Here is a 23635-nt window from a genome sequence, read left to right as displayed (position 1 = left end):
CTATACAAAAATAACCAACACCATTCATAGAGGCAGTTGGTTATTTTAATCGTTTCTTATTGTTCATATTGAATGGTATTCTCTTTCTTCTCCGGTTTCACCTGCTCATAAGCAGCTTTTACGAGTTCGAGCGTTTCTTTTTCACTTCGTTTGGAGCGAACTTTCACCGGCTTTTCTTGTTTTTCTAATGGACTGTTCGGTTTTTCCTTGTATTCATCCGTTTGCTCGTACTCGTGCTTCGCGTCGGCTAAATGCTTGGCACGAATTTCACGCTCTTCAGGAATTTGATGCTTTTCAATTTGCTTGGCTGCACGGAATGCCACCATTTGTACGTCTGTTTTCGTTGGTGCCATTTTCATACTCAGTTCAATGACTTCGCGTTCACGGGTAATACGGTCAATGTAATCTACCATACCGGGTGCATTTTTACGCACGTATACCATTTCCTCTGGTGTAAGCTTTTTGCCGTTTTTGAACTTTTCGATTAAACGCTGGGCTTTCGGATCATCCTCGCCCATATCGGTGCGTGTTGCTTCGATTTCTGCAATTTGTTGCTGCACTGTTTCCTTTAACACTTGCTTCGAGTCGGTTAATTGCTGCACAACTGTCGCTTCCGTATCAGCTATTTTTTCTTTTTTTCCTAGTTGCGCTGCGATTGATTGAAAAGGGATTTGTCCAATTTTCAATTCGCTCACCTCTTGCTATTTTTAAGTGCCTCTAACCAGCCTGTTTCACTATAATTGTATTGTTGCCCAACGTCTTGCAGTTTGCCATCTACATAGTTAATCGATAACATCAGATCTGGTAGTGCATCAAAGCCATTTTTCGCAAGCTCATAATACGTCGGTCCGTAATGAGAGGCCGCTGCACTCACATAATTTTTTTCGTACGGATTGGCACGCATTTTATTTAAATACAGCTCGAATACATCCTGACCGTCTGGTGTTAAAAACTTGCCGTCTTTTCGCTCTAATTTGCTTAAATCATAGCCTGTCGTGCGAAGCGTACTAATTAAGCTGTACTTGCGCTCTGCTACCTCTGAACGCTGCGTTGATTCAGGATCTAAGCTTTTAAAAATATGGCGGTATAGCTCTTGCCCGTTTTGCTCAGCATTAAAAAGCTGCTCAATTTGACGAAGAAGTAGCTCATCCTTCGAACCAGAAACCGAGACAGAAAAGTCATTTGGATTAACCGTAAAGGTAAGACTTGTACCTATTGGGATGCCTATACCTGCTTCTTTTAAAAGCTCGCCGATTTGGTTGTTTACTTGCTCACGTTGGAAGGCGCGTTTTCCATAATTTTCTACTATCCCATTAATATTGGGCATATCACGAAACGTAGCATCTTGAAAATTACAAACTCCTAGTTTTCCATTGAATTGAAGCATACTGGTCTCATTTTCATAGGCAGCCATTCTTTCCGTTTCTGTTAAATCTGAACGAAACTTAGGTGAATAAGGGTTTCTATATTTATCAGAGATATGCCCCCAAGGGTCTTTTTGACGTGTATTCTCCTGATGAATTTTCTTATATTTTTCTTCTAAAATTGCTTTATATTGTTTTACTTTGCTTTCGTATCCATTATTGTGTTGAATTTTTGTATTTGTTTGTGTTGTCTGCGCGTAATTAGGTTGTTGATTTGAAATTTTCATTTCTTTTCCACCTCACATATATTCTCTCATATTAAAATTTAATTTATTTACAGGTGTGTTGATGATCAAAATATTTCCTCTATAGAAGTGTGTTTCTTTAGCAAAAACGTAATCAAAAATGACTTGCCAGTTGATTGAAGCGGAATCGGCGAGACTCCTACGGGAATAGCAATAAAGGAACGAAGGCTAAAACCGTCACGTCCTGTGACAACGCCTTCGTGACCAACATCGTGTTGGCCTGAAGACCCCGCAGGAAATTTATTTGCGACGAAAGCGCAGCGACAGGAGCACCGAGGTACGAGCGACGAGGAGGCTGAAGCCATGCCCGTGGAAAGCGAGCCGAATGGAGCGGAAATCAACGTTTTACACGATTCCATTAACAATAAAAGGTAAATCAACACGCTTAATTTATTTATAAACTATATATCGGTTTGAATGGTTATTTGTAAAATATGTAAAATAGGTTTACAGTATATATAAATACTATTTAGGGAGAAGATATAATTTGCGCAAATCCACTTCTATAACTCTTATTCTACTTTTCGTCATTTTTCTTACTGCTTGTAATGAGGAAACTAGTTCAACTTATGTAGGGGAAAATGAAGATTGGTTAGTACAATTTGATGTCGTTGAAAAGAAGAGTTTATATGTAAATGATAATGAAATTATAGGAAATTATGTTGCAACATATAAAGGGGACAGTTCAGAAGGACTCGAGAATAAAGAGGTTCTATATGAGGTAGGGTTTGAAGAATTCACAAGTGGGGGTAATGCTAGTTTAAATAATGAAGGAGTATTAAAAGGGACTGCATTTCAAACGAGCTGCCACTTAGATTGTGAAAGAGGGCCAGAACTTATTTTTAAAGTAAAAGTAGCTGACAAAGAGGAAAATATAAAACTTAATAAAGAATAGAGATTAAAAAGCTTACCTTAAGGGTTCTGATCCCACAATCCAAAACGTTTTGAATCATCAGGAATTATTTAAATATCTCATAGTACCCTAGTCTACTTTGGCTAGGGTTTTTTGTATATGGCACTTTAGTAATCACTCCTACGCTTAATAGACCCTTTTTCTCCTATTTTCAAAAACGCGCTGAGACGAATCGAGATGGGGTAAGGTATATCAAATAGAATTTCGATGCGTCTGAGAGCGAATTTCAGAAATAAGAACATGCATTCTAAAATGTAGGCGATTTTCGCTATTTTTCTATAAAACTCAACAAAAAGTTCCCAAATATGAATTTGGGAACTTTTTTTATGCTAAAATAGTGTATAGAGGTGAGCATATGGCACAAGTGAAACTACCAAAAATCATTAAAGACTTTTTAATCTACTTAACAACGATTACAGGAAAATCACAACGTACTCGAAAAGAGTATGAATACGATCTCATTTTAACTTTCCGATTTTTAAAAGCGGTGCAAGAAGATATTCCAAATAACGAAATACATACTATTGATATTTCAGACATGACGATTGATTTTATTAAGGAAATATCACTAGAGGACCTATATTTATTTATGGAGTATTGTGAAGTGCAACGAAACAATTCACCCGCTGCTCGTGCACGAAAAGTAGCAACACTCAAATCATTTTTTAAATATTTAAAGGGGAAGCGCCGTTTAATCGATGATAATATTGCGGAAGAGCTAGAGTCTCCGAAAATCGGAAAGCGAAAGCCTGTGTATTTAAATATGGAAGAGGCGAAGACATTTATTATATCGATTGAAGATAGACAATATAGTAAGCGCGACTACTGTATGATGATGTTTTTCCTCAACCTCGGCATTCGTGTATCAGAGCTTTGTTCTATTAATATCAATTCCATTCAAGGACGTCAGTTAACCGTCATTGGGAAAGGGAATAAAGAGCGGACGGTTTACTTAAACGATACTTGTATGACTGCGCTTGAACATTATTTACCCGAGCGAAAAGTGTTTAAAGGGGAAGGGGAGGAACCATTATTTGTTTCACAAAAAGGGACACGTTTCACGAGACAAACCGTTGCTAAAATCGTCAAGCAGATTAATAAACAGACGTTACAAAAAGAGAAATTGACACCACATAAACTGCGCCATACATCAGCGACGATGATGTATAAAGCAGGTGCGGATATTCGAAGTTTGCAACATATTTTAGGACACTCAAGCGTTGCTACAACACAAATCTATACACATATTGAGGATGAACAAATCCAAGATGTCATGCAGAAAAATCCTTTTAATAATATTATTATGTCTACTAATGAGTCTATCTAATTGATAGGCTTATTTTTTATCAGGTGTGTTGATTATCAAAATATTTCCTTTATAGAAGCGTATTTTTTCAGAAAAACGTAATCAAAAAGGACTTGCCAGTTGATTGAAGCGGAATCGGCGAGACTCCTACGGGAATAGCAATAAAGGAACGAAGGCTAAAATCGTCACGTCCTGTGACAACGCCTTCGTGACCAACGTCATGTTGGCCTGAAGACCCCGCAGGAAATTTATTTGCGACGAAAGCGCAGCGACAGGAGCACCGAGGTACGAGCGACGAGGAGGCTGAGGCCATGCCCGTGGAAAGCGAGCCGAATGGAGCGGAAAGCAACGTTTCACAAGATTGCATTAACAATAAAAGGTAAATAAAAACGCTTGATTTTTTATATAATTTTTCTGAAAATTTTGTTGACACTATGTTTTTTCTGTACTATATTAAATACATAAAACAAAAACTGTTATAGTACAACTTAAATGGAAGGATGATTTATATGACAATGTATCAAGAAGGCTATGAAATCTATCGTAAGAAATGTGAGCAATTTGGGTTAGAACCAATCAATTTCCGCTATTATGTAATTCAACTATCGCAAGAACAACTAGATGCTTACAATGAACAAGCTGTTACAAAGAAAGGAATGCAGGAATAATGAATGACTATAGACAAGCTTATGAATATTACCGTCAAGCATGTGAGGCGCATGGTTTAGAGCCAATTAACTTTCACTATTTTATTTTAAACTTATCTCAAGAGCAGCTCGAAGCGTATCTTGCTTGTGCTGAGAAAAGAGGTCGACATGAAGTCGCCAGCTAATCACATCACATAACAACCTTTCCTTAGATGAAATAAGGGAAGGTTTTTTTATTGTTAAAGAAATTATAAAATGTCGCATGGTGGATAACGGTTGTGGAAAAGAGCATCTACGTCTAGGCGAAAGCACCATCCCCTCGCGACGCTTCGACTCCCTCCTACGTGTGGCAAGCACACTTGTCCGGATTCTCCAGCGCGTGTTGGAGATGAGCAGGCGCTTTAGCGCTTTTGTTCTTTGTGTTTCAAGAAATTATTACCATAAAGTGTAAAAAGCAGCTACTCCGCATATTTGAATGGTCACTTTCTATTCTTTATAGTACAAAAGGTATTGTTTGTGAGTAGTTCTTAAATAATATTTTATCTAATGTTGTATTTATATTTATAGTAGTATTATAATTGAAATAGTATTGTAGAAAACATAATAATGGAAGGGGAGGAAATTATGTTGAATGCTTATGCATCTGAGGCATTAGGGGTTGTAGATATGTCTATTAAAGAATTAAGTGATATTAAAGCTGCCTTAGATGAATCGGTTATTGTTGCTATTACAGATAAAAGAGGAATTATTACATCTGTAAATGATCAGTTTTGCGCTATTTCTCAATATAGCCGTGAAGAGCTCATCGGTCAAGATCACCGTATTTTAAATTCTGGTTATCATCCGAAAACGTTTTTCCGTGACATGTGGAGAGCTATCGGCAATGGAGAAAAATGGCAGAGTGAAATTTGTAATCGCGCAAAGGACGGTTCCCTTTATTGGGTGCAGACGACGATCGTCCCTTTTTTAGATGATAGGGGAAAGCCTTATCAATACATATCCATTCGGACAGATATTACAGCACAAAAGAATATACAAAAAATAACATATATTGCTTATCATGATGATTTAACAGGTTTACCAAATCGCCGAAATTTGATTAAAAGATTAGAAAATGAAGTAGAGGCAAGTAAAAAAACAGGGGATACATTTGCTTTATTTCTATTAGATGTCAATCGCTTTAAACATATTAATGATGGTTTAGGTCATAAAGTTGGGGACATGTTTTTAAAAGAAATTGCCCAGCGTCTGTTGGCAATTGATGGTCAAACTGATTCCTTTTATCGCTTAAATGGGGACGAATTCGTCTATATTTTAAATGATGTCAATCGTATAAATGAAATGGCTCATCGCATTTTGTCTGTATTTAAAGAGAGCTTCGTATTTTCAGGATATGAGTTTTATGCAAGTATCAGTATGGGAGTAAGCATTTTCCCAGGGCATGAGAAGGGCGCTACAAATATATTAAAATTAGCTGATTTAGCGATGTATGAAGCTAAAAAGAAAAAGAGAAATACATGGGTTTTATATCACGAAAATATGAGTGGTTTGAATGATCAACTGCTTATGTTGGAAACAAAGCTACATCATGCGATTCGAAATAATGCATTTGAATTACATTACCAACCAAAGATGAACGTAAAAACAGAGAAAATGGAAGGGATGGAAGCACTCATTCGCTGGACGGATGCTGAATTAGGCTTCGTACCACCAGATCAGTTTATTCCTTATGCAGAAGAATGTGGGCTGATTATTGATATTGGGGAATGGGTGTTGAAAAGTGCAGCAACACAAGCAAAAGAGTGGAATGAACAGTATGGATTAAATTTACGAGTGGCCGTCAATATTTCACCTAAGCACCTTGCAGAACTAACATTTGTAGAACGGTTACAAGAAATTATTGATGAAGTCGGAATCGAGCCACATATGCTAGAAATTGAAATTACAGAAATGAGTATGATGGATCAAAATAACGATTTAATCGCCAAAATACAAAAAATCAAACAAATGGGCATTACCATTTCGGTGGATGATTTTGGGACTGGCTACTCATCACTTAGCTATTTAAAGCAGTTCCCCATTGATGCATTGAAAATTGATCGCTCATTTATTCAGAATATTAGCAATGAAGAATCTGGTATTGCCATGGTAGCTGCCATTATCCAATTAGCACATGCTTTAAATTTAGAAGTGGTCGCAGAAGGGGTAGAGGAATTAAAGGAGCTCCAAATTTTAAAAGAGTATCATTGCGAATATGTACAAGGTTATTATTTCAGTAAGCCATTAAATGTAAAAGATTTTACAAATAAGCTGGAACAATTATCATAAAACCGAAAATGCGGGGCTGTCATTTATTAGACAGTCCCGTATTTTTTAAGGTTCAATTAAGTTTTGCAATAGTAAAAACTGCTCATCATCAAGTAAATCACCATACTCATTTAACAGCTCGCTATTGACAACAATTTTGTCTTTATGAGTCAAATATAAACTTTCTGTGAGATGGCGAATCACAAGCGGGACAGGTTTTTGATGATTAAATCTACTCATATACTTATCCATAAAAGACTCAGATAGCTCACATATTGTGTTATTACCTAATGCATTAAAATCAACATATTTTAAATGGGCTGTTAAAAAATCCTCTGTTATATGAGGGTTATATTCACAAATGATGGACCAGTTTAACTTATCTTTATAGCGATGAATCCAATGCAGTTCAAGGCTATAGCTAATCAGCTCACATTGCTGCTCGTTGTAATTCGCAAACTTTTCATCCATTTCTTTATTTGTGCACTTACGATAGCCAAGCGAATCATAGAGCTGGCAAGCAAGCGAGGGGATTCCTTTTACTAAATGCTCGCTACCAGGCCACTTATTTGCCCCACGGTCATATTCAAAAAACTCAAGTTCGACAAGTTCATCATCTTCTTCAAAAGAAGGGAGGATATCCTGTGCAACACTATCCTCAATATCTGATTCTAAAAATTCCTGTAATTCTTTTGCAAGTTCAGGGTCTAATTGGCTATACATAAACGCCCGAAACGGCTCCGAAAGGCGATTTAGCACCTGATAATTACTAGCAATCATTTCAAAATTCACTTGTGCTAAGTGGTCAATTAAATAGCTTTCCGTTAAATATGGATTTAACGTACAAATCATATCAAAATCAATATAAGGCAAGTATTGCTGAATATCATTTGGGTGCATTTGTACTGTTTTGTAACGCCATTTTGCATATTTCGTAATAAAATCGGGATTGTACGAAGCGTAATCATGCAAAATCATCTCTAAATCTACTTTTGAAACAACAGACTTAATATAGGCTGGAATAGATTTCACATCAAAATCTGATGGGAATTGGAGTTCTTGAAATCTTTTCTTATAAGCATAGCTCTTTTTTCGACTACCGTGTGTCGGGAAGCTATAGGAACCAATAGCACCGCGTTCTTCCAGTAAAATGTAGGCAAGCTCCTGCTTTTGATCGCGTGTTAAGCGGACATGTTTTGGGAATTTGACCGATGCAAAGTATGTAACGTTTGCCATATCATAAAAAAATTTATAATCGCCCTCAGCGGTAAAATCTTTGTCATCTGTATTTTTACGCCAATATAATAGTGCACCGTAAATAGGTGGGTAATTTGAAAACGTAATATTAGCAATAGAAAATATATTATGAGAAAGCGATTCATCATAAATCACTTTATTGAATTCAATTGTTTTAATCTTTAACATACATAACCTCCCTCTCTATCTCTCCACTATAAGTATAACGAATTTTCTAACAAGAGCGTAATATTTTCATCTGAAAAGATATTAATAGTCAAAAAGTGCCCTCGTTATAAGGGGTCACCTCTTTTTGGTTCATTACCAAAAGTCTTTTTTAATTTTTGGTTGCATTTTGTTTCGTTTTAGCATATATTTTTCCTTAAGGAAACATATTATCGTTAGTGAAAAGGACTGATTATTATGATAAATGACGGTTCAATGGTCTTGTTATGTATTTTCTGGCTTATCTTATTACTCATTTGGCTCATAACAAAATCGGTAACGATTGCCACGTTATTTTTTGTTATCTGGATTAGCTGGCGATATGTGGTTCGGAAAATTTTAATGAGCGAAAAGGAGCTTAAAAGACATTGAAACGTTTTTTAGGAGTTTTAGGACTATCTTTATTGTTAGCAGCATGCAGCGGGGGGGAAGAAGGATCAAAAAACGAGGAGAAAGAAGGAATTGTTGTTGCAACAACAGGACAAATTGGAGATGCCATTAAAATCATTGGCGGAGAGCATCTACAAGTGACAACGTTAATGGGCCCTGGTGTAGATCCTCATTTATACAAAGCGACGCAAAGTGATTTAACAAAACTAGATGGAGCAGAAGTCATTTTTTATAACGGCTTACATTTAGAAGGACAGATGCAAGATATTTTTGACCAAATGGCCGAAGAAAAAACAGTGTTAGCGGTAGGAGAGCAATTAGATGAAAATACACTATTAGCTGATGAAGAAAATAAATCATTACATGATCCGCACATTTGGTTTGATATCGATTTATGGAAAGAAGTTGTCGATGTGATTGGCAATACGCTAGTCGAGGAATATCCTGAATATAAAGATGCTTTTGAGGCAAATGAAGAAGCTTATTTAACACAATTGGATGAATTAAAGGAATATGCAGCGGCCCGTATTGAAGAAGTACCAGCATCACAGCGCATTTTAGTAACCGCACATGATGCATTTAACTACTTTGGTGAGAGCCAAGGATTTAATGTACGAGGTTTGCAGGGCTTAAGTACGGATTCTGAGTATGGCGTAAAAGATGTACAAAATATGGTGAACTATTTAGTAGAAAACAATATTAAAGCAATCTTTGTAGAGTCTAGTGTATCAGATAAGGCGATGAAAGCAGTCATTGAAGGAGCAAAGGAAAAGGGGCATGACATTGTAATTGGCGGTGAGTTGTTCTCGGATGCCATGGGTGCTGAAGGAACAGAGGAAGGGACATATTTAGGCATGTATAAACATAACGTCGACACTATTGTCGATTCATTAAAGTAGGTGAAGGATATGGAAGCGTTAGTTGTTGAAAACTTATCGGTTGCTTATGACAAAAAAACGGTACTTGAAAATGCCAGTGTATCAGTGCCAATTGGCCATTTAGCAGCGATTATTGGACCGAATGGCGCCGGAAAATCAACTTTTTTGAAGGCGGTATTGAACCAATTACCGAACAAGGTTGGGAAGGTAGCTATTTTAGGTAAGGCTTTTTCACCAAAAAGTTTAGTGGTTGGGTATGTACCACAGCGAAATGCCGTTGATTGGGATTTTCCAACAACCGCTATTGATGTAGTATTAATGGGGCGTTACGGACATCGAGGTTTATTTAAGCGTCCGACAAAGCAAGACAGAACAATTGCGATGCAAGCTTTAATGAGTGTTGGTATGCAAGATTTTGCGGATCGGTCCATTGGGCAGCTTTCAGGGGGGCAACAGCAACGCGTGTTCCTCGCTAGAGCGCTCGCACAAAATGCAGAAGTCTATTTTTTAGATGAACCTTTTGCGGGGGTCGATGCCGCAACAGAAAAAACAATTATTGATATTTTAAAAAATTTAAAGGCACAAGGTAAAAGTATTTTTGTTGTCCATCACGATTTACAAACCGTAACAGAGTATTTTGATTATACGATTTTACTTAATAAAACAATTTTAGCTGCAGGTAAAACAGATGAAATCTTTACGATTGAAAAACTACAGCAAACATATGGTGGGAAATTATTAATGATGGAAGCGATGTAAGGAGGGACATTATGTTATCCGGAAATCTATTGTGGGTACTAATTGGAACAATGCTTCTAGGTATAGCAGCTGGTATTACAGGGGCGTTTTCCTTCTTACAAAAGCAAAGTTTAGTCGGTGATGCCGCAGCACATGCTGCATTGCCAGGTATAGCTTTAGCCTTTTTATTGACAGGACAAAAAGAGCTACCCGTTTTAATGATTGGCGCTGCTGTCACGTCTGCTCTTTCGGTTTACTGCATTCAATGGGTTGTGACGTATTCCAAGCTAAAGGCAGATGCAGCAATCGGGCTAGTATTAGCTGTATTTTTTGGTATAGGTATTGTTTTATTAACGATTGTCAACCGTAGTCCATTAGGCAATCAAAGCGGGTTGAATGATTTTATTTTTGGGAAAGCAGCGACGATGACAAAAGCAGATTTAACTTGGCTCTTTATTAGTGCGATGATTATTATACTCGTCAGCCTTTTACTATACAAGGAATGGAAGCTCATGATTTTTGATCCCGTCTATGCGAAGGGAATCGGTTTACCGATAGAGGCGTTAAAAGCGTGTTTAATGGCACTCATTGTCATGACAATCGTAACAGGTATTCAAGCGGTCGGTGTTATTTTAATGTCCGCACTACTCATTATCCCGGCAGCAAGTGCCAAGCTATGGACAAAAAGACTAAATACAATGTTATTGTTTAGCGGCATTGCGGGTGGATTAGCAGGTGTTGCTGGTACATTCATTAGTTCGATGCGTACAGGATTATCGACAGGCCCGATTATCGTGTTGTTTGCAGCAACGATCTTTTTCATTTCATACGTATTTAGTCCAAAATCTGGACAGTTAAGCAAGTATATACGAAAAAAGAAATTTCAGCAGCAGGGTGACGTATCATGATTGAATTTTGGGTAATTTTAACGGGGGTTTTAGTCGGGATTACATGTGGATTAGCAGGCGTCTTTTTAATCCTTCGTAAAATGTCAATGATTGCAGATGCCATTAGTCATACCGTATTATTTGGGATTGTGATGGCCTTTATTGTCACACAATCATTGAGTGGGTTCTGGATGTTAGTTGGGGCAGCAGTTGCAGGGATTTTGACCGCTTATTTAGTACAGTTACTACAATCCTCAGGTATTCAAGAAGATGCAGCGATTGGTGTGACGTTTACGTCGTTATTTGCATTAGGTGTTTTACTCATTACATTATTTGCAGGGAATGTTCACTTAGATGTAGAGCATGTATTAATGGGGGAGATTGCCTTTGTTCCGTGGGATAGATGGACATTTTTATCGATTACAATGCCAAAAGCAGTTTGGATGTTGCTACTTGTTTTAGTCATTAACATTGCATTTCTTGTTCTATTTTACAAGGAAATGAAGCTATCAACATTTGACCCTGTCTATGCGGCAACAATTGGCTTACCAGTTGTCCTATTACATTATAGCTTTATGACAACAATTTCGTTAACAACGGTTTCTGCATTCGATAGTGTCGGAGCGATTTTAGTTGTGGCGATGCTGATTGGTCCAGCAGCAACGGCCTATTTAATTAGTAAATCGATTAAGCAAATGTTTATATGGAGCACGAGTTTCGGTGTTGCCTCAGCAATCATCGGCTATTATGTCGCCAAATGGTTAGATACCTCGATTGCGGGAATGATGGCGACCGCCGTTGGAGTTATTTTTATCGTCACATTTGCTATTGATAAGCTAAATCAACGGTTAAATAAAAAAGCAGTTGCGATGTTAAATGTGACAGAACGAGATTCTAGCGTATAGTAAAAAAAACCTTTAGCATAATCTTTACAACGACAGTACTTAATAGACCCTTATTAAGGATGTGTGCGGAAAATTTGGCCTTTCCGTATACATCTCTTCTATTCAAATAGACGTTGATTTCTAATATAAATACGTATAATATAAGTACATCGTGACATAGTGGTGTTTTTATTTTTTTATAGCATACATAAGTGAATGGTTATATAAGGAGGGCAATATGGATATCCAGTTCCTAGAAAAACAATTGAAAGCGGTGGCGGACCAAAACCGCTTAAAACTCCTTGCTTGTTTAAAGAAAGGGGAAGTGTGTGTTTGTGATTTTGTTGATATACTTGGCATTTCACAACCAGCAGTCAGTCAGCATTTACGTAAATTAAAAGAAGCAGGCATCATTATAGAACGTAAAGTGGGTACATGGAAGCATTACCGAATTAAAGAAGAACAAACTCCTTTAATGGAAGGAATCCTTGCTCAAATTACACCACTGACAACATGTAACTGCAAAATTTGTGAAATAGAGGAGTAACTTTGATGGTCGTTTTAGCAAGTTTTATTTTTATCACAACACTTGTGTTTGTGATTTGGCAGCCAAAGGGACTAAACATTGGTTGGTCTGCCTGTGCAGGAGCACTTCTTGCATTACTTGTAGGAGTCGTTGATGTGAACGACGTATTAGATGTGGTCGATATTACATGGAATGCTACATTAGCGTTTATTGCCATTATATTAATTTCACTTATTCTCGACGAGATAGGGCTGTTCGAATGGGCAGCGTTACATATGGCACGTGCCGCAAAAGGGCATGGTATTAAAATGTTTGTGTATGTCAGTTTACTTGGAGCAGTTGTATCGGCATTGTTTGCAAATGACGGTGCAGCTCTTATTTTAACGCCCATTGTTCTTGCGATGGTAAGAAATCTTCAATTTAAAGAAAAGATGATTTTTCCATTTATCATGGCCAGTGGCTTTATTGCAGATACGACATCACTACCGTTTGTCATTAGTAATTTAGTGAATATTGTATCCGCTGATTTTTTTAATGTTGGATTTGTAGAATATGCATCTCGCATGTTTATACCGAACCTCTTTTCATTATTCGCAACCATTACGGTATTACTCATTTACTTTAAAAAATCTATCCCGAAACATTACGATTTGTCGATGTTAAAAGAGCCGCGCACGGCAATCCGAGATGAGCGTATGTTTAAGTTATCTTGGATTGTACTGAGTATTTTGGTCATTGGATACTTCTCAAGTGAGTGGACAGGCGTACCCGTTTCATTTGTAGTCAGTTTAGTGGCTATCTTCTTTTTAATAATGGCGAGAAGAAGTCCAGCTGTCAATACAACCGCAGTTGTTAAAGGGGCACCATGGAACATCGTATTTTTCTCCATCGGTATGTATGTGGTTGTATACGGTCTAGGAAATGTAGGTTTAACGGACGTATTAGCAAGTGTCATTGAACTAGCCGCAAACGAAGGATTATTTAGTGCAACGATTGCGATGGGCTTTATTGCTGCCTTTTTATCGTCAGTAATGAATAATTTACCGACGGTGATGATTGATGCGCTAGCTATAGCAGAAACCAATACGTCAGGTGTCATTCGAGAAGCATTAATTTATGCGAATGTCATCGGCTCGGATTTAGGACCGAAAATTACCCCCATCGGTTCGCTTGCAACGCTCGTTTGGCTTCACGTTTTATCACAAAAAGGGATTAAAATTTCATGGGGAACGTACTTTAAAACAGGTATTGTTTTAACGCTTCCAATTCTATTTATCACGTTAGTTGGTTTATATATTACGTTGTTGCTATTATGAAGAAGAAACAAAAATGCAAGGTTGCTATCCATTAGCAATCTTGCATTTTACTTTATTTAAAAGAAGGATTTATCATTTTAGCATTGAATTCACAATGTACATGGTCCCGATTTTGTAATGCAAAGGAGGCTAGAGTTTGAGCAACCATCGCGTATTATGGTTTATGTCATTTGCCCAATTTTTAGCGATGCAAGTGTGGTTTAATTTTTCTGCGGTGATGCCGTATATTGAAAAAGAATGGAACTTAACAGCTTCCCAATCTGGGATTATTATTGCATTTTTTCAGATTGGTTATGTGTTAGCTATTATTGTTTATAGTGTTTTAATTGAAAAATATCATCCCAAGTATTTTATCATCTATGGTGCATTTGCTGCTGGAATTGCCGGCGTGCTGTTTACCTTTTTAGTGCAAGGGTTTTGGACAGGTTTATTGTTACGAATGCTATCAGGGATTGGTATTGCTGGTATTTACGTACCGGGTATTAGACTGCTGTCAAGTCTCTTTGCGCCGTATGAAAGAGGGAAAGCGGTTGGTATTTATGTCGGTTCTTTAGTCATGGGGTCTGGATTTTCGTTACTTGTATCGAGCTTACTCATTGAGACGATTGGCTGGCGCGGTGTTGTTCTTGTCACGTCTTTTTTTAGTATAATCGCCGGTTACATTGTTCTAAAATTAAACATTCCATTTTCAAGAAATTCTCAGCATCCGTTAAAGCTAAGCTGGGGGATTTTTAAGAAGGTTTTTCGGAAGCGAAATTTACTTGTGAATGCAGGATACTCAGGGCATTCATGGGAACTTTATGCGATGTGGGCGTGGATTGGCCCATTCCTCGTGTATTATTTTCATCTGCAAGGCTTTGAAGAAACAGAGGCCATTCGCTATGGTAATTTAGCGGGGGCAATTGTTATTATGGTTGGTGGGATCGCTACATATATCGGAGGTAGGCTATCTGATGCTTTCGGAAGAGTGAAAATAGCCAATCTCTTTTTAATCATAAGTATTGCCTGTTCTTTATCGGTAGGCTGGCTCAGTAACATTCCGATTGTACTTATGTTACTTATCGTTTTAGTGTATGGTTTTACGATTGTAGCTGATTCTCCCATTTATAATGTAATGATTGGTGAGGTATGTGATCCGGAAATACTAGGTTTAGCATTAGGTGTGCAGTCCGTATTAGGGTATACGGTGACTATTTTTTCACCGCTCCTCTTCGGACTTTTATTAGATGCATTTAGCTGGGGGACCGCCTTTACTGTAATTGGGGCTGTCACAATCATTGCTCCTATCTGTATGAGTTTTGTAAAAGAGGAAAGGGGCGTGTGAATTGTGAATGGTACCTGGTACGTACCAGTGAAGTACCACCTTTGTACCAGGTACGTGCCACCTTTCAATCATCCACTCGGTTTTTAAGCGTGATTGTAAAAATAATCTGACCATTTTCAATCTGGGCTATTGCACTTCCACCTAATTTTTCAGAAAGCAATCGGACAATCGATAACCCTAACCCAGTATTTTTTCTTCTTGTACGGTCTGTTGTGTAAAAGCGATTGAAAAACATATTAGGATCAGCGACATCATTCACTTCAATCGGATTTTTAAAAGTAATAAACGTATGTATATCGTCTTGCCAATAATTAATTTCAACGTTGCCATTACTATGAGCAATACAGTTTCTTAGCAAGTTTTGTACAATTCGTACCACCATTTCTTCATCTGAATACATTACAATTTGCATCTTGTCTGAGGGGAGCGAAACCGCTAAACCACGTTCCTCTAGTTGTGTAAACACTCCAGCCACTGTTTCAATAATTAATTGATTTACTATAATGCGTTGACATGTAGGTTGTTCTTCACTGCTTAGCAAATAAGAATATTCAAAAAATGTCTCGACTAACTGCTCCAGTCGGAGGACATGCTTTTGGGCGACGACCAATTTAGCACGTTGTTCATCAGATAATGTATCTTGTAAAAGTAATTGCTGGTAGCCTTTCACCGCTGTTAATGGTGTCCGAAAATCATGTGAAATGTTTGAAACCATTTCTTTATAGTATCTTGCCTCACGTTTGCTTGAAAGTCGGGACTCCTGTTCATTCTGCATTAAGCGATTGATATTTTTAATGAGCTCATTTAAATCGTCGTCGAACAGTTGAATTTGAATGAGCTGCTCCGATTTTTGTTGGAGACGATGTGCTAGTTGTCGATTTACATTGCGTAGTTGCTTTTGTAAATAGATGATATAGAAAATACACGTCACAGCAATCACTATTCCAAACCACCACATTATCTTCCAAACCTCCTTATTTTACTTCGGCTTTCCTAAAATATATCCATGATAGTGCAGTCATAATCCCCATAAAAATAATCGATATAATTAGAGCTGTTGTTAGTTCACCGCTTGTTAGAGATGGGTTCATCACAATAAACTCGCCGTTAAATGGTGTCAATGAAATGAGCTTATTTAATATTGTAAATGTATCAGGATACATAGCAATTTGTCCTGTTAATGCGGAAAACATGTAGTACAATGTAATGACGAATATCGCTTTTTTCAACCAAAAGGCTAAAAAGATAGCAAATGAAAGCTGCGCCAAATAGACAACTGTCATCACGATTAATACAGAAATGACTTTCGGTGTTGCAGCATCTATATCTGATGTTACGATACTTAAAAAGCCTGCTAGATTAGGACCTAAGCTAAAAGTCTCTCCTGACAGTAAAGCAATCATCGATGCTATTAAAAATGGGGTAATCAAGATAATTAGTAACATCCAATAGGTGAATGCTTTTGCCATTACAATTTGGAATCGAGAATAGCCACTAATAATAGGATGATGAATATTTTTTGTTTCAAATTCAGTCCCAATTAAAGAGGTGGCTAAAATAGCCCCAATAATTGTCAGCATGTTCATGTCTGAAAACAAAAAGCCGATACTGCTTACACTTGTGTCCATCTTTCCATTGCCGACACCATAAGCAATAATCAGTAGCATAGTGGCACAAAAAATGCTTAAAGCAAGGAGCATCCAAATTGTTTTCATTTTACGTGCTTTATAGAGGTTAGCGTTTAGTAAATTAAACATGCTGCTCACCTCCAATTAGTGCTAAAAAATAATTTTCTAATGTATCCCCTTGTAGATTAAAGGCTGTTAATATAACACCTTCATGCACAAGCGTCGTTGAAATATGCCCGAGCTGTTGTAAGCAATCGTATAGTTTAATCATCCCATTAGGCATTACCTTAAAGTTTGTCGTCTGAAGCTTGCTTTCCAATACACTGGCACAATGAGCAGGATTTTCACATTCGATGCGGATATATTGTCTACATGCTTCATCTAGTTGGTCAAGTGTTATTTGTTTCACGACTTTTCCTTGATGAATAAAAATATAATCCGTTGCGGTTTGGTAAAGCTCGGGCAAGTTATGACTTGAAATTAAAATCGTTAATTGACGTTCCTCACAAAGTCTTTTCAGTAACTGTCGAATTTCCACGACACCAATAGGGTCAAGTCCATTCACCGGTTCATCTAAAATAAGCAACTCTGGGTTAGAGAGAAGGGCAATAGCAATGCCTAAACGTTGCTTCATTCCAAGAGAAAAGTCCTTTGCTTTCTTCTTGTTTATCTGAGCAAGACCGACCGTTTCAAGCAATTCTTGTTCGATTTCTTCATTTGGAATGCCGCGCAGTAAACGTTGAAACGTTAAATTTTCTTTCGCTGTCATATTTGGCTCAATGGCAGGAGATTCAATCATGCAACCGATACGAGTACGTTCCTGTTGCATTTTCTTTTGATTATTTTCACCAAATAACATGACCGAGCCACTCGAAGGAAAACTAAACCCTGTTATACATTTCATGAGTGTTGTTTTACCTGCACCATTGACACCGATTAATCCGTAAATTCGTCCTTGTTTGCATTCAATGGAGACGTGATCGAGCACTTGATGTTTTTTAAATGCTTTGGATAAATTCGTTGTTTTCAAAATTGGGTTGTTCATCTAATCTACCGTCCTTTCATATGTCTAATATAAAGACGCTAGGTAAAGTTAAGGTAAAGATGACGTATAGATTCAGCAGGATTGATTTAGTCGGTACCCAAGCCCACGAATCGTTTCAATATAGTCTGTTTCAGGATTAATTGATTTTAACTTATTTCGTAAATTGCTAATATGAGTTTTAATAATATGGTCATCACCTAAATAGTCTTCATGCCATACGGATTCATATAAGTTTGCCTTTGTAAACACTTTCTCCTGATGATGAAGAAATAGCGAAAGCAGGGCGTATTCCGTAGCCGTCAGTACCACTTCCTGTCCATCAATGTATACTCGCTTCGCTTCATCATCTAGCTCAATCCCTTTAAATAGTAGCTTTTTTGGCTGTAATTTGGTTTTGTTGGCACGACGAAGAGCAGCTTCAGCTCTTGCTAGTACTTCACCTAAATCAAATGGTTTTGTAATATAATCATCCGCCCCAAGTCGCAGTAAATCAATTTTGGTGGATACTAAATCTTTGGCAGAAATCATCAGAACAGGTACGTCTGAAATAGTACGAATTTCTTTTAATAATTCATCGCCACTTTTATAGGGCAACATAATATCAAGCAATACTAAATCAATCGATTCTTGCATGAAAATTTGCTGTGCTTGAAGGCCGTCAAATGCACAAAATACCTGATAGCCTGACGTTGTAAATAGTTCTTTCAACATAGCATTTACGTCTTCAACATCCTCAACAATTAAAATCTTTACCATACATGTCACACCTTACTAAAAATAATAGCTTTATTATACAAAATTTCAGATAAAGATATAGTACATCTACAAATGCCAGTATAATGAACTATGAACTTGAATGGTACCAGGTACGTACCAGCGAAGTACCACCTTTGTACCAGGTACGTACCACCTAAGTAGAGGGGGATTTGTTATGAAAAAAATACTGTTGCTATTATTAACAGGGCTTATTTTAACTAGCTGTAGTAGCACTTCAAATAATACACCCCCGTTATCGCTCTATATTTTTAAAATAGGGAAAGCAGATAGCATCTTAATTTCATACAACGATCATCATATATTAATTGATGCAGGGGAAGACGATGATGGAGAAGAAATTTTAAACTACCTTAAAGTCAATCAAATCAAGAAGTTAGATGCACTCATTATCACACATTTTGATAAAGACCATGTAGGTGGAGCAGATCAAATTGTTGAAAATGTAGAAATCGATGCCGTTTATACGGCTAATTATGAAAGTGATAGTAAGCAAACAACTAAATTTATGGCAACTATGACGAATAAGGGACTAGAGCCTATAAAACTTACAGAAATGATTGAAATTATATTAGATGACCAGACACTCACATTATACCCCGCAGAAAATACAGCATATAATGGAGATAATGATTATTCGATTGTTGCTACGCTTGATTATAACAAGATTAGCATGCTATTTGCAGGAGATGCGGAGCAAGCCCGATTGAGGGAATTATTAAGGAATGCAGACTTAGCTAGACCGTTTGATCTCGTGAAGATGCCGCATCATGGTCGTTATCATGAATTAACAGAAGCATTTATCGAAACCATTCATCCGACATATGCAGTCATTACAAGCTCAGATAAAAATGTGGAAGATATTCGAACCGTTACGGCATTAGAGGGAATTGGCGCAGAAGTTTATGTGACCAGAAATGGCGATATCCAAGTGGCAACGGATGGGGAAACACTTGTTATTCAGCAATAGTTATTCTATTCCACCTATAAAGGAACGTATAATATGAAATCAATCAATCTATTATCTTTATTGAGTGCGCACAAAGATTTAAATGATATACCTTTTAAAAAATATATAAGTAAATTTGGTATGGGACCACTTGTCAGAGTCAATGAGTTGAAGGATTTGCATACATTCGTCCATGAAATGATTACAATCACTGGAATAACGGATATTTTTAATCACTTTTATGTAGGGTTTAAAATTAATCAAATTAGCAAGGAATTCGATTTATTACGAATAGGCGACAATAGTGTGATTAATATCGAATTAAAGCGCGAAAGTACAAAAGGGAAAATAACAAAGCAGCTGATTCAAAATCAATATTATTTAAAGTTTTTAGATGTACCGGTTTACAATTTTACATTTGTAGCATCTACTAAAAAACTATATATGCTAGTAGACTCGAAGGCGATCAAAGAAGTAAAGCTTGATTTTTTAATGAATAAATTACAAGAGCAACAGGTAAAAGAAATAGAAGACCTCCATGATTTATTTGACCCGATTCATTACCTCATATCGCTATACGAGGCGCCAGAAGCTTTTTTAAAAAATGAATACTTTTTAACAATGCAGCAAAATGCATTTAAAAAGGAAATACTCAGTTACCATCCTATAGAACATTCGATTTTTATAATGATTGAGGGTGGTGCTGGGACAGGGAAGACCCTTCTGACTTATGATATAGCCAAAGAGTATATGCAAAACGGGGAAAATGTACTGATTCTTCATTGTGGAAAATTTAATAAAGGGCATAAGAAACTGAGAGACCAATACGATTGGACAATCGAGCCTATCCATTCCTTTAACGAGAAAACGAATGATATAAGTAGCTATGATGTTATCATTTTTGTGGAAGCACAACATCTTGAAAAGGTGGAGCTTTTAAAGTTTCTAGAACTTACAAAGCATGTAAAGATCAAATGTATTTTCTCTTTAGATCTTCATTATTGTTTTATGTCATCCAATCATAGTATCGCTGAGTTTATAGAAGCGCGTTTGCAACCTAAAAAATATGAGTTAAAAACCGTCATCAGATACAATAAAGAAATGCATGCGTTTATTCATCATTTATTTGATTTATCGAAACGCTCTCCTAGACAGCGATATTCCAATATTATGATTCAGTATTTTTCATCTTATGATGAGGCACAAAGCTATTTATCGTATTTAGAAAATGAAGGCTGGAAAGTTATTGATTATTCATCTCCAAATCTGGATCACTGTCAATGCGCTATTTCGGAGGATAGAAGTGATGTACTTGGAGAGGAATATGACTATGTAGTTGCTACATTAAACGAGCGCTTCTATTACAAATCTAATCAAAAATTATCAACATTTAATTCGCATTATGATGTAATGAAACTGCTTTATCAAAACCTGATAAGAGTAAGAAAAAAATTACACCTTGTCGTCATCAATAACCCAACTGTGTTGGAAAAGATTCTGAGCATATTACACTATGAAGAGAAATAGAGAGAAAAGAGCCCGTTAAAATGATGGTTGAATCATTTTAACGGGCATTTTATTATGAATTTGGTTGTACCCATTTCGGATAAATCGGCGCTAGTGACTCGGTTGCGTCTGCTTGAATGCCAACAGGTGGAATCGGGTAACGAAGCCCATTGCGAGAAAGCTTTTTCATCCCTTCGATTCCTTTTACTAAATCCGCAGGGGCAATCGCCATGAGCATTTCCTCGTCTAACACACCGCCAAAGCGTCGTTCTGCATAGCAGGGAATCGAAAGACTCGGTTCTCCAGTAGCTAATGCTCGTCCCCAAGAATCAGCACACGAGCTTTCACCCGAAACGCTCCATTCGAATTTTTTAAAGCCCACCCACTGTAAGCCATTGATTAACAGAATCATTTGCCCCGGTGTGCCGTAAATTAAGCAAATATCTGGATTTTGAATCCGTCCAGATGCTAACGGTGAAATGGCTAACGCCTTATACGTACCATAAGGAATAACATCTAAGCTTGCTTGATGCTTCGCTGAATCCTCCCGTGTACCGAACCAAACACCGTCCATTGCCTCGCCAGAATAAAAATCTTCGTCTTGTGGCATCAACCCTAAAATGGCACCACATTGCTTCATTGCTAAATCCTCAGCTGTCACCCCCATTGTAAAGCCGAGGCGAACAGATTGTGCGACGATTTGGTCGAATAAATAGCGTTTATTCGGACGCCTGATTTTTGGAACGGCCTCCATTTCTTCTGTTGATGCATACTTTTTCATGCCAACAGGTGTTGCCTTTAAACGCAATAAATCTTGTAAATCCGCAGCAATTTCTGTCCAGTTGTATGCTGTTTGAGATACTGTCTCCATAAAACCCCCCCCTTGTATTTAAAATTATCTAACAATTCAGAATAATAATCAAATAGTTTTAGAAATAAATAACAGGGGATTTATAGATAATGACAACCTTTTGAATAGAATGTATCAGGGAATATTTAAGTTAACAGATTTTTACTATTAAATAATGAAGATGTTCAGTTAGAGTGTATGTCTACATGAATCGCTTCATCAAAATAAACGAATTTTGATTCCGTTTGACCGTAAAGAATAAATGAATCTAATGGAATATCCTTTTCGAATGTAATAGTCGTATACTACTTTTTGCTCCTCTCTGTTTAGTAGACTATTTGCTTTTCTCACGCGGATTGGAAAGCGTTTTGTTTAAATATAGGTAGAATATCAATCTTTAAATGGTATTTTATGTTAAATTAATAAAGGAACTATGAGAAAGTAGGGGATTCTAATGAAAAATATTTTAGTAATCGGTGGGTATGGCCAAGTCGGCAGTGTAATCTGTAAAACTCTCTCCAAAATTTATCCCGGAAAAGTCATTGCTGCTGGTAGAAATTTCGAAAAGGCAAAAAGATTTGCTATATCTATGAATGAGAAGGTTCTGCCAATGAATCTAGATATTTATAATTTGGAAGCATCCGATGAAGTATTTATAAATACACAGTTAGTCATAATGTGCCTCGACCAAAAAAATACTAATTTCGTTGAAATGTGTATACACAATAAAGTGCATTATATAGATATTTCACCTTCTTATACAATCCTATCAAAAATCGAAAGTCTTCATAGTAAAGCACTTGAATGTGGAACAACCTTAGTATTAGGTGTAGGCTTAGCCCCAGGTTTATCAAACTTAATGGTAAAAAAATTAGTCAATCAAGTTAATAAAGTGAACAGTACGGATATGTATCTCATGCTCGGAATTGGTGAAAAGCACGGAAATGATGGAATAGAGTGGCTGCTAAATAATATAAATAATCATTATTCAATTTCTGAAAATGGTCAAAAGAAGCATGTAAGTAGTTTTACTGATGGGAAATATGTAGAGTTACCTAAGAAGTATGGAAAAAGGACTGCTTATAGATTTGACTTAGCAGATCAACATATTGTCACTAAAACCCTGGATTTAAAAAACGTATCTTCTCGCTTTTTCTATGACTCTGCCTTTGCAACAAAAGAATTAGCAATACTAAAAAAGTTAGGGGCTTTTAAGCTACTAAAATATACATTCTTTAAAATTATTTTTATGAAGTCATTTACGGGAGCATTGTATATTTTTGATAAATTAAACATCGGCTCAAATGACTATTTAATTAAAGTGGAAGTACATGGAGAAATTGAGGGGAAAGAAGGAAGCATTGAATCTGTATTGTTTGGCTCAAATAATACAGAGATAACAGGGAATGTCGCTTCGATAATAGGCAATAAGTTAACCCAAAATCATTATCCAGCAGGTGTACATTATATAGAACAGCTTTTTGATTTAGATGGTATATTATCCATTTTAGACAGTGAAATACGTTACACTTATGAAATGAAGTTTTAACTAACCGGAACATTTTTTCAATAGACAAAACAGCTTTTTTATTAAGGGAACGCTATCTAAAAAATTTGTTATAGCATAATTGAATAAT

Annotated in this window: 23 protein-coding genes; 15 read left to right on the top strand and 8 right to left on the bottom strand. The window is 36.9% G+C overall.

Annotation, left to right across the window (positions count from 1 at the left end; all coding sequences use genetic code 11):
* Nucleotides 1–56: 56 nt before the first annotated feature.
* Nucleotides 57–686 carry a hypothetical protein gene (locus AAGS61_RS10350; RefSeq protein ID WP_391371084.1) on the bottom strand — a complete coding sequence of 210 codons (630 nt, stop codon included), beginning with the start codon at nt 684–686 and terminating at the stop codon, nt 57–59.
* 5 nt (nt 687–691) lie between these two features.
* On the bottom strand, nt 692–1651 hold the full coding sequence (locus AAGS61_RS10345) for a DUF4885 family protein (RefSeq protein ID WP_391371081.1): 960 nt from the start codon (nt 1649–1651) through the stop codon (nt 692–694).
* 505 nt (nt 1652–2156) lie between these two features.
* Here AAGS61_RS10345 and AAGS61_RS10340 point away from each other — a divergent pair.
* The 5 genes from AAGS61_RS10340 to AAGS61_RS10320 all read left to right on the top strand — a co-directional run bounded on the left by AAGS61_RS10340 (nt 2157) and on the right by AAGS61_RS10320 (nt 6863).
* Complete coding sequence (locus AAGS61_RS10340) at nt 2157–2564, top strand: hypothetical protein (RefSeq protein ID WP_391371079.1); 408 nt, start codon at nt 2157–2159, stop codon at nt 2562–2564.
* A 373-nt stretch (nt 2565–2937) separates the two neighbouring features.
* Nucleotides 2938–3909, top strand: a complete 972-nt coding sequence (locus AAGS61_RS10335; protein WP_391371076.1) for a tyrosine recombinase XerC — start codon at nt 2938–2940, stop codon at nt 3907–3909.
* Between the two features lie 488 nt (nt 3910–4397).
* Nucleotides 4398–4556: a transcriptional regulator gene (locus tag AAGS61_RS10330; RefSeq protein ID WP_391371073.1), complete on the top strand. Its 159-nt coding sequence runs from the start codon at nt 4398–4400 to the stop codon at nt 4554–4556.
* Nucleotides 4556–4720, top strand: a complete 165-nt coding sequence (locus AAGS61_RS10325) for a transcriptional regulator (RefSeq protein WP_391371070.1) — start codon at nt 4556–4558, stop codon at nt 4718–4720. Before AAGS61_RS10330 ends, AAGS61_RS10325 begins: the two co-directional genes overlap by 1 nt.
* Before the next feature lie 439 nt (nt 4721–5159).
* Nucleotides 5160–6863: a putative bifunctional diguanylate cyclase/phosphodiesterase gene (locus AAGS61_RS10320; protein ID WP_391371068.1), complete on the top strand. Its 1704-nt coding sequence runs from the start codon at nt 5160–5162 to the stop codon at nt 6861–6863.
* Between the two features lie 45 nt (nt 6864–6908).
* On the opposite strand, the gene AAGS61_RS10315 is transcribed toward AAGS61_RS10320, so the two are convergent.
* Complete coding sequence (locus tag AAGS61_RS10315) at nt 6909–8267, bottom strand: nucleoside-diphosphate sugar epimerase (protein WP_391371065.1); 1359 nt, start codon at nt 8265–8267, stop codon at nt 6909–6911.
* A gap of 404 nt (nt 8268–8671) precedes the next feature.
* Between AAGS61_RS10315 and AAGS61_RS10310 the strand changes: the two genes are divergently transcribed.
* The 7 genes from AAGS61_RS10310 (at nt 8672) to AAGS61_RS10280 (ending at nt 15246) form a co-directional block, all read left to right on the top strand.
* Entirely contained in the window at nt 8672–9592 is a 921-nt protein-coding gene (locus tag AAGS61_RS10310; protein WP_391371063.1) for a metal ABC transporter solute-binding protein, Zn/Mn family, read from the top strand.
* A gap of 9 nt (nt 9593–9601) precedes the next feature.
* Nucleotides 9602–10330: a metal ABC transporter ATP-binding protein gene (locus AAGS61_RS10305; RefSeq protein ID WP_391371060.1), complete on the top strand. Its 729-nt coding sequence runs from the start codon at nt 9602–9604 to the stop codon at nt 10328–10330.
* 11 nt (nt 10331–10341) lie between these two features.
* Nucleotides 10342–11217 carry a metal ABC transporter permease gene (locus tag AAGS61_RS10300; protein WP_391371057.1) on the top strand — a complete coding sequence of 292 codons (876 nt, stop codon included), beginning with the start codon at nt 10342–10344 and terminating at the stop codon, nt 11215–11217.
* Nucleotides 11214–12101, top strand: a complete 888-nt coding sequence (locus AAGS61_RS10295; protein ID WP_391371054.1) for a metal ABC transporter permease — start codon at nt 11214–11216, stop codon at nt 12099–12101. Before AAGS61_RS10300 ends, AAGS61_RS10295 begins: the two co-directional genes overlap by 4 nt.
* 217 nt (nt 12102–12318) lie before the next feature.
* On the top strand, nt 12319–12627 hold the full coding sequence (locus AAGS61_RS10290; protein ID WP_391371051.1) for an ArsR/SmtB family transcription factor: 309 nt from the start codon (nt 12319–12321) through the stop codon (nt 12625–12627).
* 5 nt (nt 12628–12632) lie between these two features.
* Nucleotides 12633–13922, top strand: a complete 1290-nt coding sequence (locus AAGS61_RS10285; RefSeq protein WP_391371048.1) for an arsenic transporter — start codon at nt 12633–12635, stop codon at nt 13920–13922.
* Between the two features lie 136 nt (nt 13923–14058).
* Nucleotides 14059–15246, top strand: coding sequence for an MFS transporter (locus AAGS61_RS10280; protein ID WP_391371045.1), 1188 nt, complete (start codon nt 14059–14061; stop codon nt 15244–15246).
* A gap of 64 nt (nt 15247–15310) precedes the next feature.
* Here AAGS61_RS10280 and AAGS61_RS10275 read toward each other — a convergent pair whose 3' ends face one another.
* The 4 genes from AAGS61_RS10275 to AAGS61_RS10260 form a co-directional block, all read right to left on the bottom strand.
* Nucleotides 15311–16204, bottom strand: coding sequence for a sensor histidine kinase (locus AAGS61_RS10275; protein ID WP_391371042.1), 894 nt, complete (start codon nt 16202–16204; stop codon nt 15311–15313).
* 16 nt (nt 16205–16220) lie between these two features.
* Complete coding sequence (locus tag AAGS61_RS10270; RefSeq protein ID WP_391371039.1) at nt 16221–17003, bottom strand: hypothetical protein; 783 nt, start codon at nt 17001–17003, stop codon at nt 16221–16223.
* Nucleotides 16996–17919 (bottom strand): ABC transporter ATP-binding protein, encoded by a 924-nt coding sequence (locus AAGS61_RS10265; protein WP_391371036.1) that lies wholly within the window; start codon nt 17917–17919, stop codon nt 16996–16998. Before AAGS61_RS10265 ends, AAGS61_RS10270 begins: the two co-directional genes overlap by 8 nt.
* 72 nt (nt 17920–17991) lie before the next feature.
* Nucleotides 17992–18675 carry a response regulator transcription factor gene (locus tag AAGS61_RS10260; protein ID WP_391371033.1) on the bottom strand — a complete coding sequence of 228 codons (684 nt, stop codon included), beginning with the start codon at nt 18673–18675 and terminating at the stop codon, nt 17992–17994.
* Between the two features lie 175 nt (nt 18676–18850).
* Here AAGS61_RS10260 and AAGS61_RS10255 point away from each other — a divergent pair, with 175 nt between their 5' ends.
* Both AAGS61_RS10255 and AAGS61_RS10250 read left to right on the top strand, forming a co-directional pair.
* Nucleotides 18851–19663, top strand: coding sequence for a ComEC/Rec2 family competence protein (locus tag AAGS61_RS10255; protein ID WP_391371031.1), 813 nt, complete (start codon nt 18851–18853; stop codon nt 19661–19663).
* A gap of 33 nt (nt 19664–19696) precedes the next feature.
* The gene (locus AAGS61_RS10250) at nt 19697–21169 is read left to right on the top strand and encodes an ATP-binding protein (RefSeq protein WP_391371028.1); all 1473 of its coding nucleotides are present in this window, start codon (nt 19697–19699) and stop codon (nt 21167–21169) included.
* A gap of 52 nt (nt 21170–21221) precedes the next feature.
* Here AAGS61_RS10250 and AAGS61_RS10245 read toward each other — a convergent pair whose 3' ends face one another.
* Entirely contained in the window at nt 21222–22019 is a 798-nt protein-coding gene (locus tag AAGS61_RS10245; protein ID WP_391371026.1) for a DUF169 domain-containing protein, read from the bottom strand.
* Nucleotides 22020–22452: 433 nt separating this feature from the next.
* Here AAGS61_RS10245 and AAGS61_RS10240 point away from each other — a divergent pair, with 433 nt between their 5' ends.
* Nucleotides 22453–23547 (top strand): saccharopine dehydrogenase NADP-binding domain-containing protein, encoded by a 1095-nt coding sequence (locus AAGS61_RS10240; protein ID WP_391371023.1) that lies wholly within the window; start codon nt 22453–22455, stop codon nt 23545–23547.
* The last annotated feature ends 88 nt before the right edge of the window (nt 23548–23635 follow it).

It is taken from the genome of Lysinibacillus sp. KU-BSD001 (assembly GCF_042920265.1).
Classification (GTDB): Bacteria; Bacillota; Bacilli; order Bacillales_A; family Planococcaceae; genus Lysinibacillus_B.
This window is presented reverse-complemented; position numbering and strand designations above follow the sequence as displayed.

Bases quoted from the DNA above. Each gene is read 5' to 3' on its own strand.
- AAGS61_RS10240 (WP_391371023.1), top strand. From the start codon at position 22,453: ATGAAAAATATTTTAGTAATCGGTGGGTATGGCCAAGTCGGCAGTGTA.
- AAGS61_RS10335 (WP_391371076.1), top strand. From the start codon at position 2,938: ATGGCACAAGTGAAACTACCAAAAATCATTAAAGACTTTTTAATCTAC.
- AAGS61_RS10270 (WP_391371039.1), bottom strand. From the start codon at position 17,003: ATGTTTAATTTACTAAACGCTAACCTCTATAAAGCACGTAAAATGAAA.
- AAGS61_RS10290 (WP_391371051.1), top strand. From the start codon at position 12,319: ATGGATATCCAGTTCCTAGAAAAACAATTGAAAGCGGTGGCGGACCAA.
- AAGS61_RS10320 (WP_391371068.1), top strand. From the start codon at position 5,160: ATGTTGAATGCTTATGCATCTGAGGCATTAGGGGTTGTAGATATGTCT.
- AAGS61_RS10305 (WP_391371060.1), top strand. From the start codon at position 9,602: ATGGAAGCGTTAGTTGTTGAAAACTTATCGGTTGCTTATGACAAAAAA.
- AAGS61_RS10245 (WP_391371026.1), bottom strand. From the start codon at position 22,019: ATGGAGACAGTATCTCAAACAGCATACAACTGGACAGAAATTGCTGCG.
- AAGS61_RS10315 (WP_391371065.1), bottom strand. From the start codon at position 8,267: ATGTTAAAGATTAAAACAATTGAATTCAATAAAGTGATTTATGATGAA.
- AAGS61_RS10260 (WP_391371033.1), bottom strand. From the start codon at position 18,675: ATGGTAAAGATTTTAATTGTTGAGGATGTTGAAGACGTAAATGCTATG.
- AAGS61_RS10275 (WP_391371042.1), bottom strand. From the start codon at position 16,204: ATGTGGTGGTTTGGAATAGTGATTGCTGTGACGTGTATTTTCTATATC.
- AAGS61_RS10250 (WP_391371028.1), top strand. From the start codon at position 19,697: ATGAAATCAATCAATCTATTATCTTTATTGAGTGCGCACAAAGATTTA.
- AAGS61_RS10300 (WP_391371057.1), top strand. From the start codon at position 10,342: ATGTTATCCGGAAATCTATTGTGGGTACTAATTGGAACAATGCTTCTA.
- AAGS61_RS10325 (WP_391371070.1), top strand. From the start codon at position 4,556: ATGAATGACTATAGACAAGCTTATGAATATTACCGTCAAGCATGTGAG.
- AAGS61_RS10285 (WP_391371048.1), top strand. From the start codon at position 12,633: ATGGTCGTTTTAGCAAGTTTTATTTTTATCACAACACTTGTGTTTGTG.
- AAGS61_RS10295 (WP_391371054.1), top strand. From the start codon at position 11,214: ATGATTGAATTTTGGGTAATTTTAACGGGGGTTTTAGTCGGGATTACA.
- AAGS61_RS10265 (WP_391371036.1), bottom strand. From the start codon at position 17,919: ATGAACAACCCAATTTTGAAAACAACGAATTTATCCAAAGCATTTAAA.
- AAGS61_RS10255 (WP_391371031.1), top strand. From the start codon at position 18,851: ATGAAAAAAATACTGTTGCTATTATTAACAGGGCTTATTTTAACTAGC.
- AAGS61_RS10345 (WP_391371081.1), bottom strand. From the start codon at position 1,651: ATGAAAATTTCAAATCAACAACCTAATTACGCGCAGACAACACAAACA.
- AAGS61_RS10330 (WP_391371073.1), top strand. From the start codon at position 4,398: ATGACAATGTATCAAGAAGGCTATGAAATCTATCGTAAGAAATGTGAG.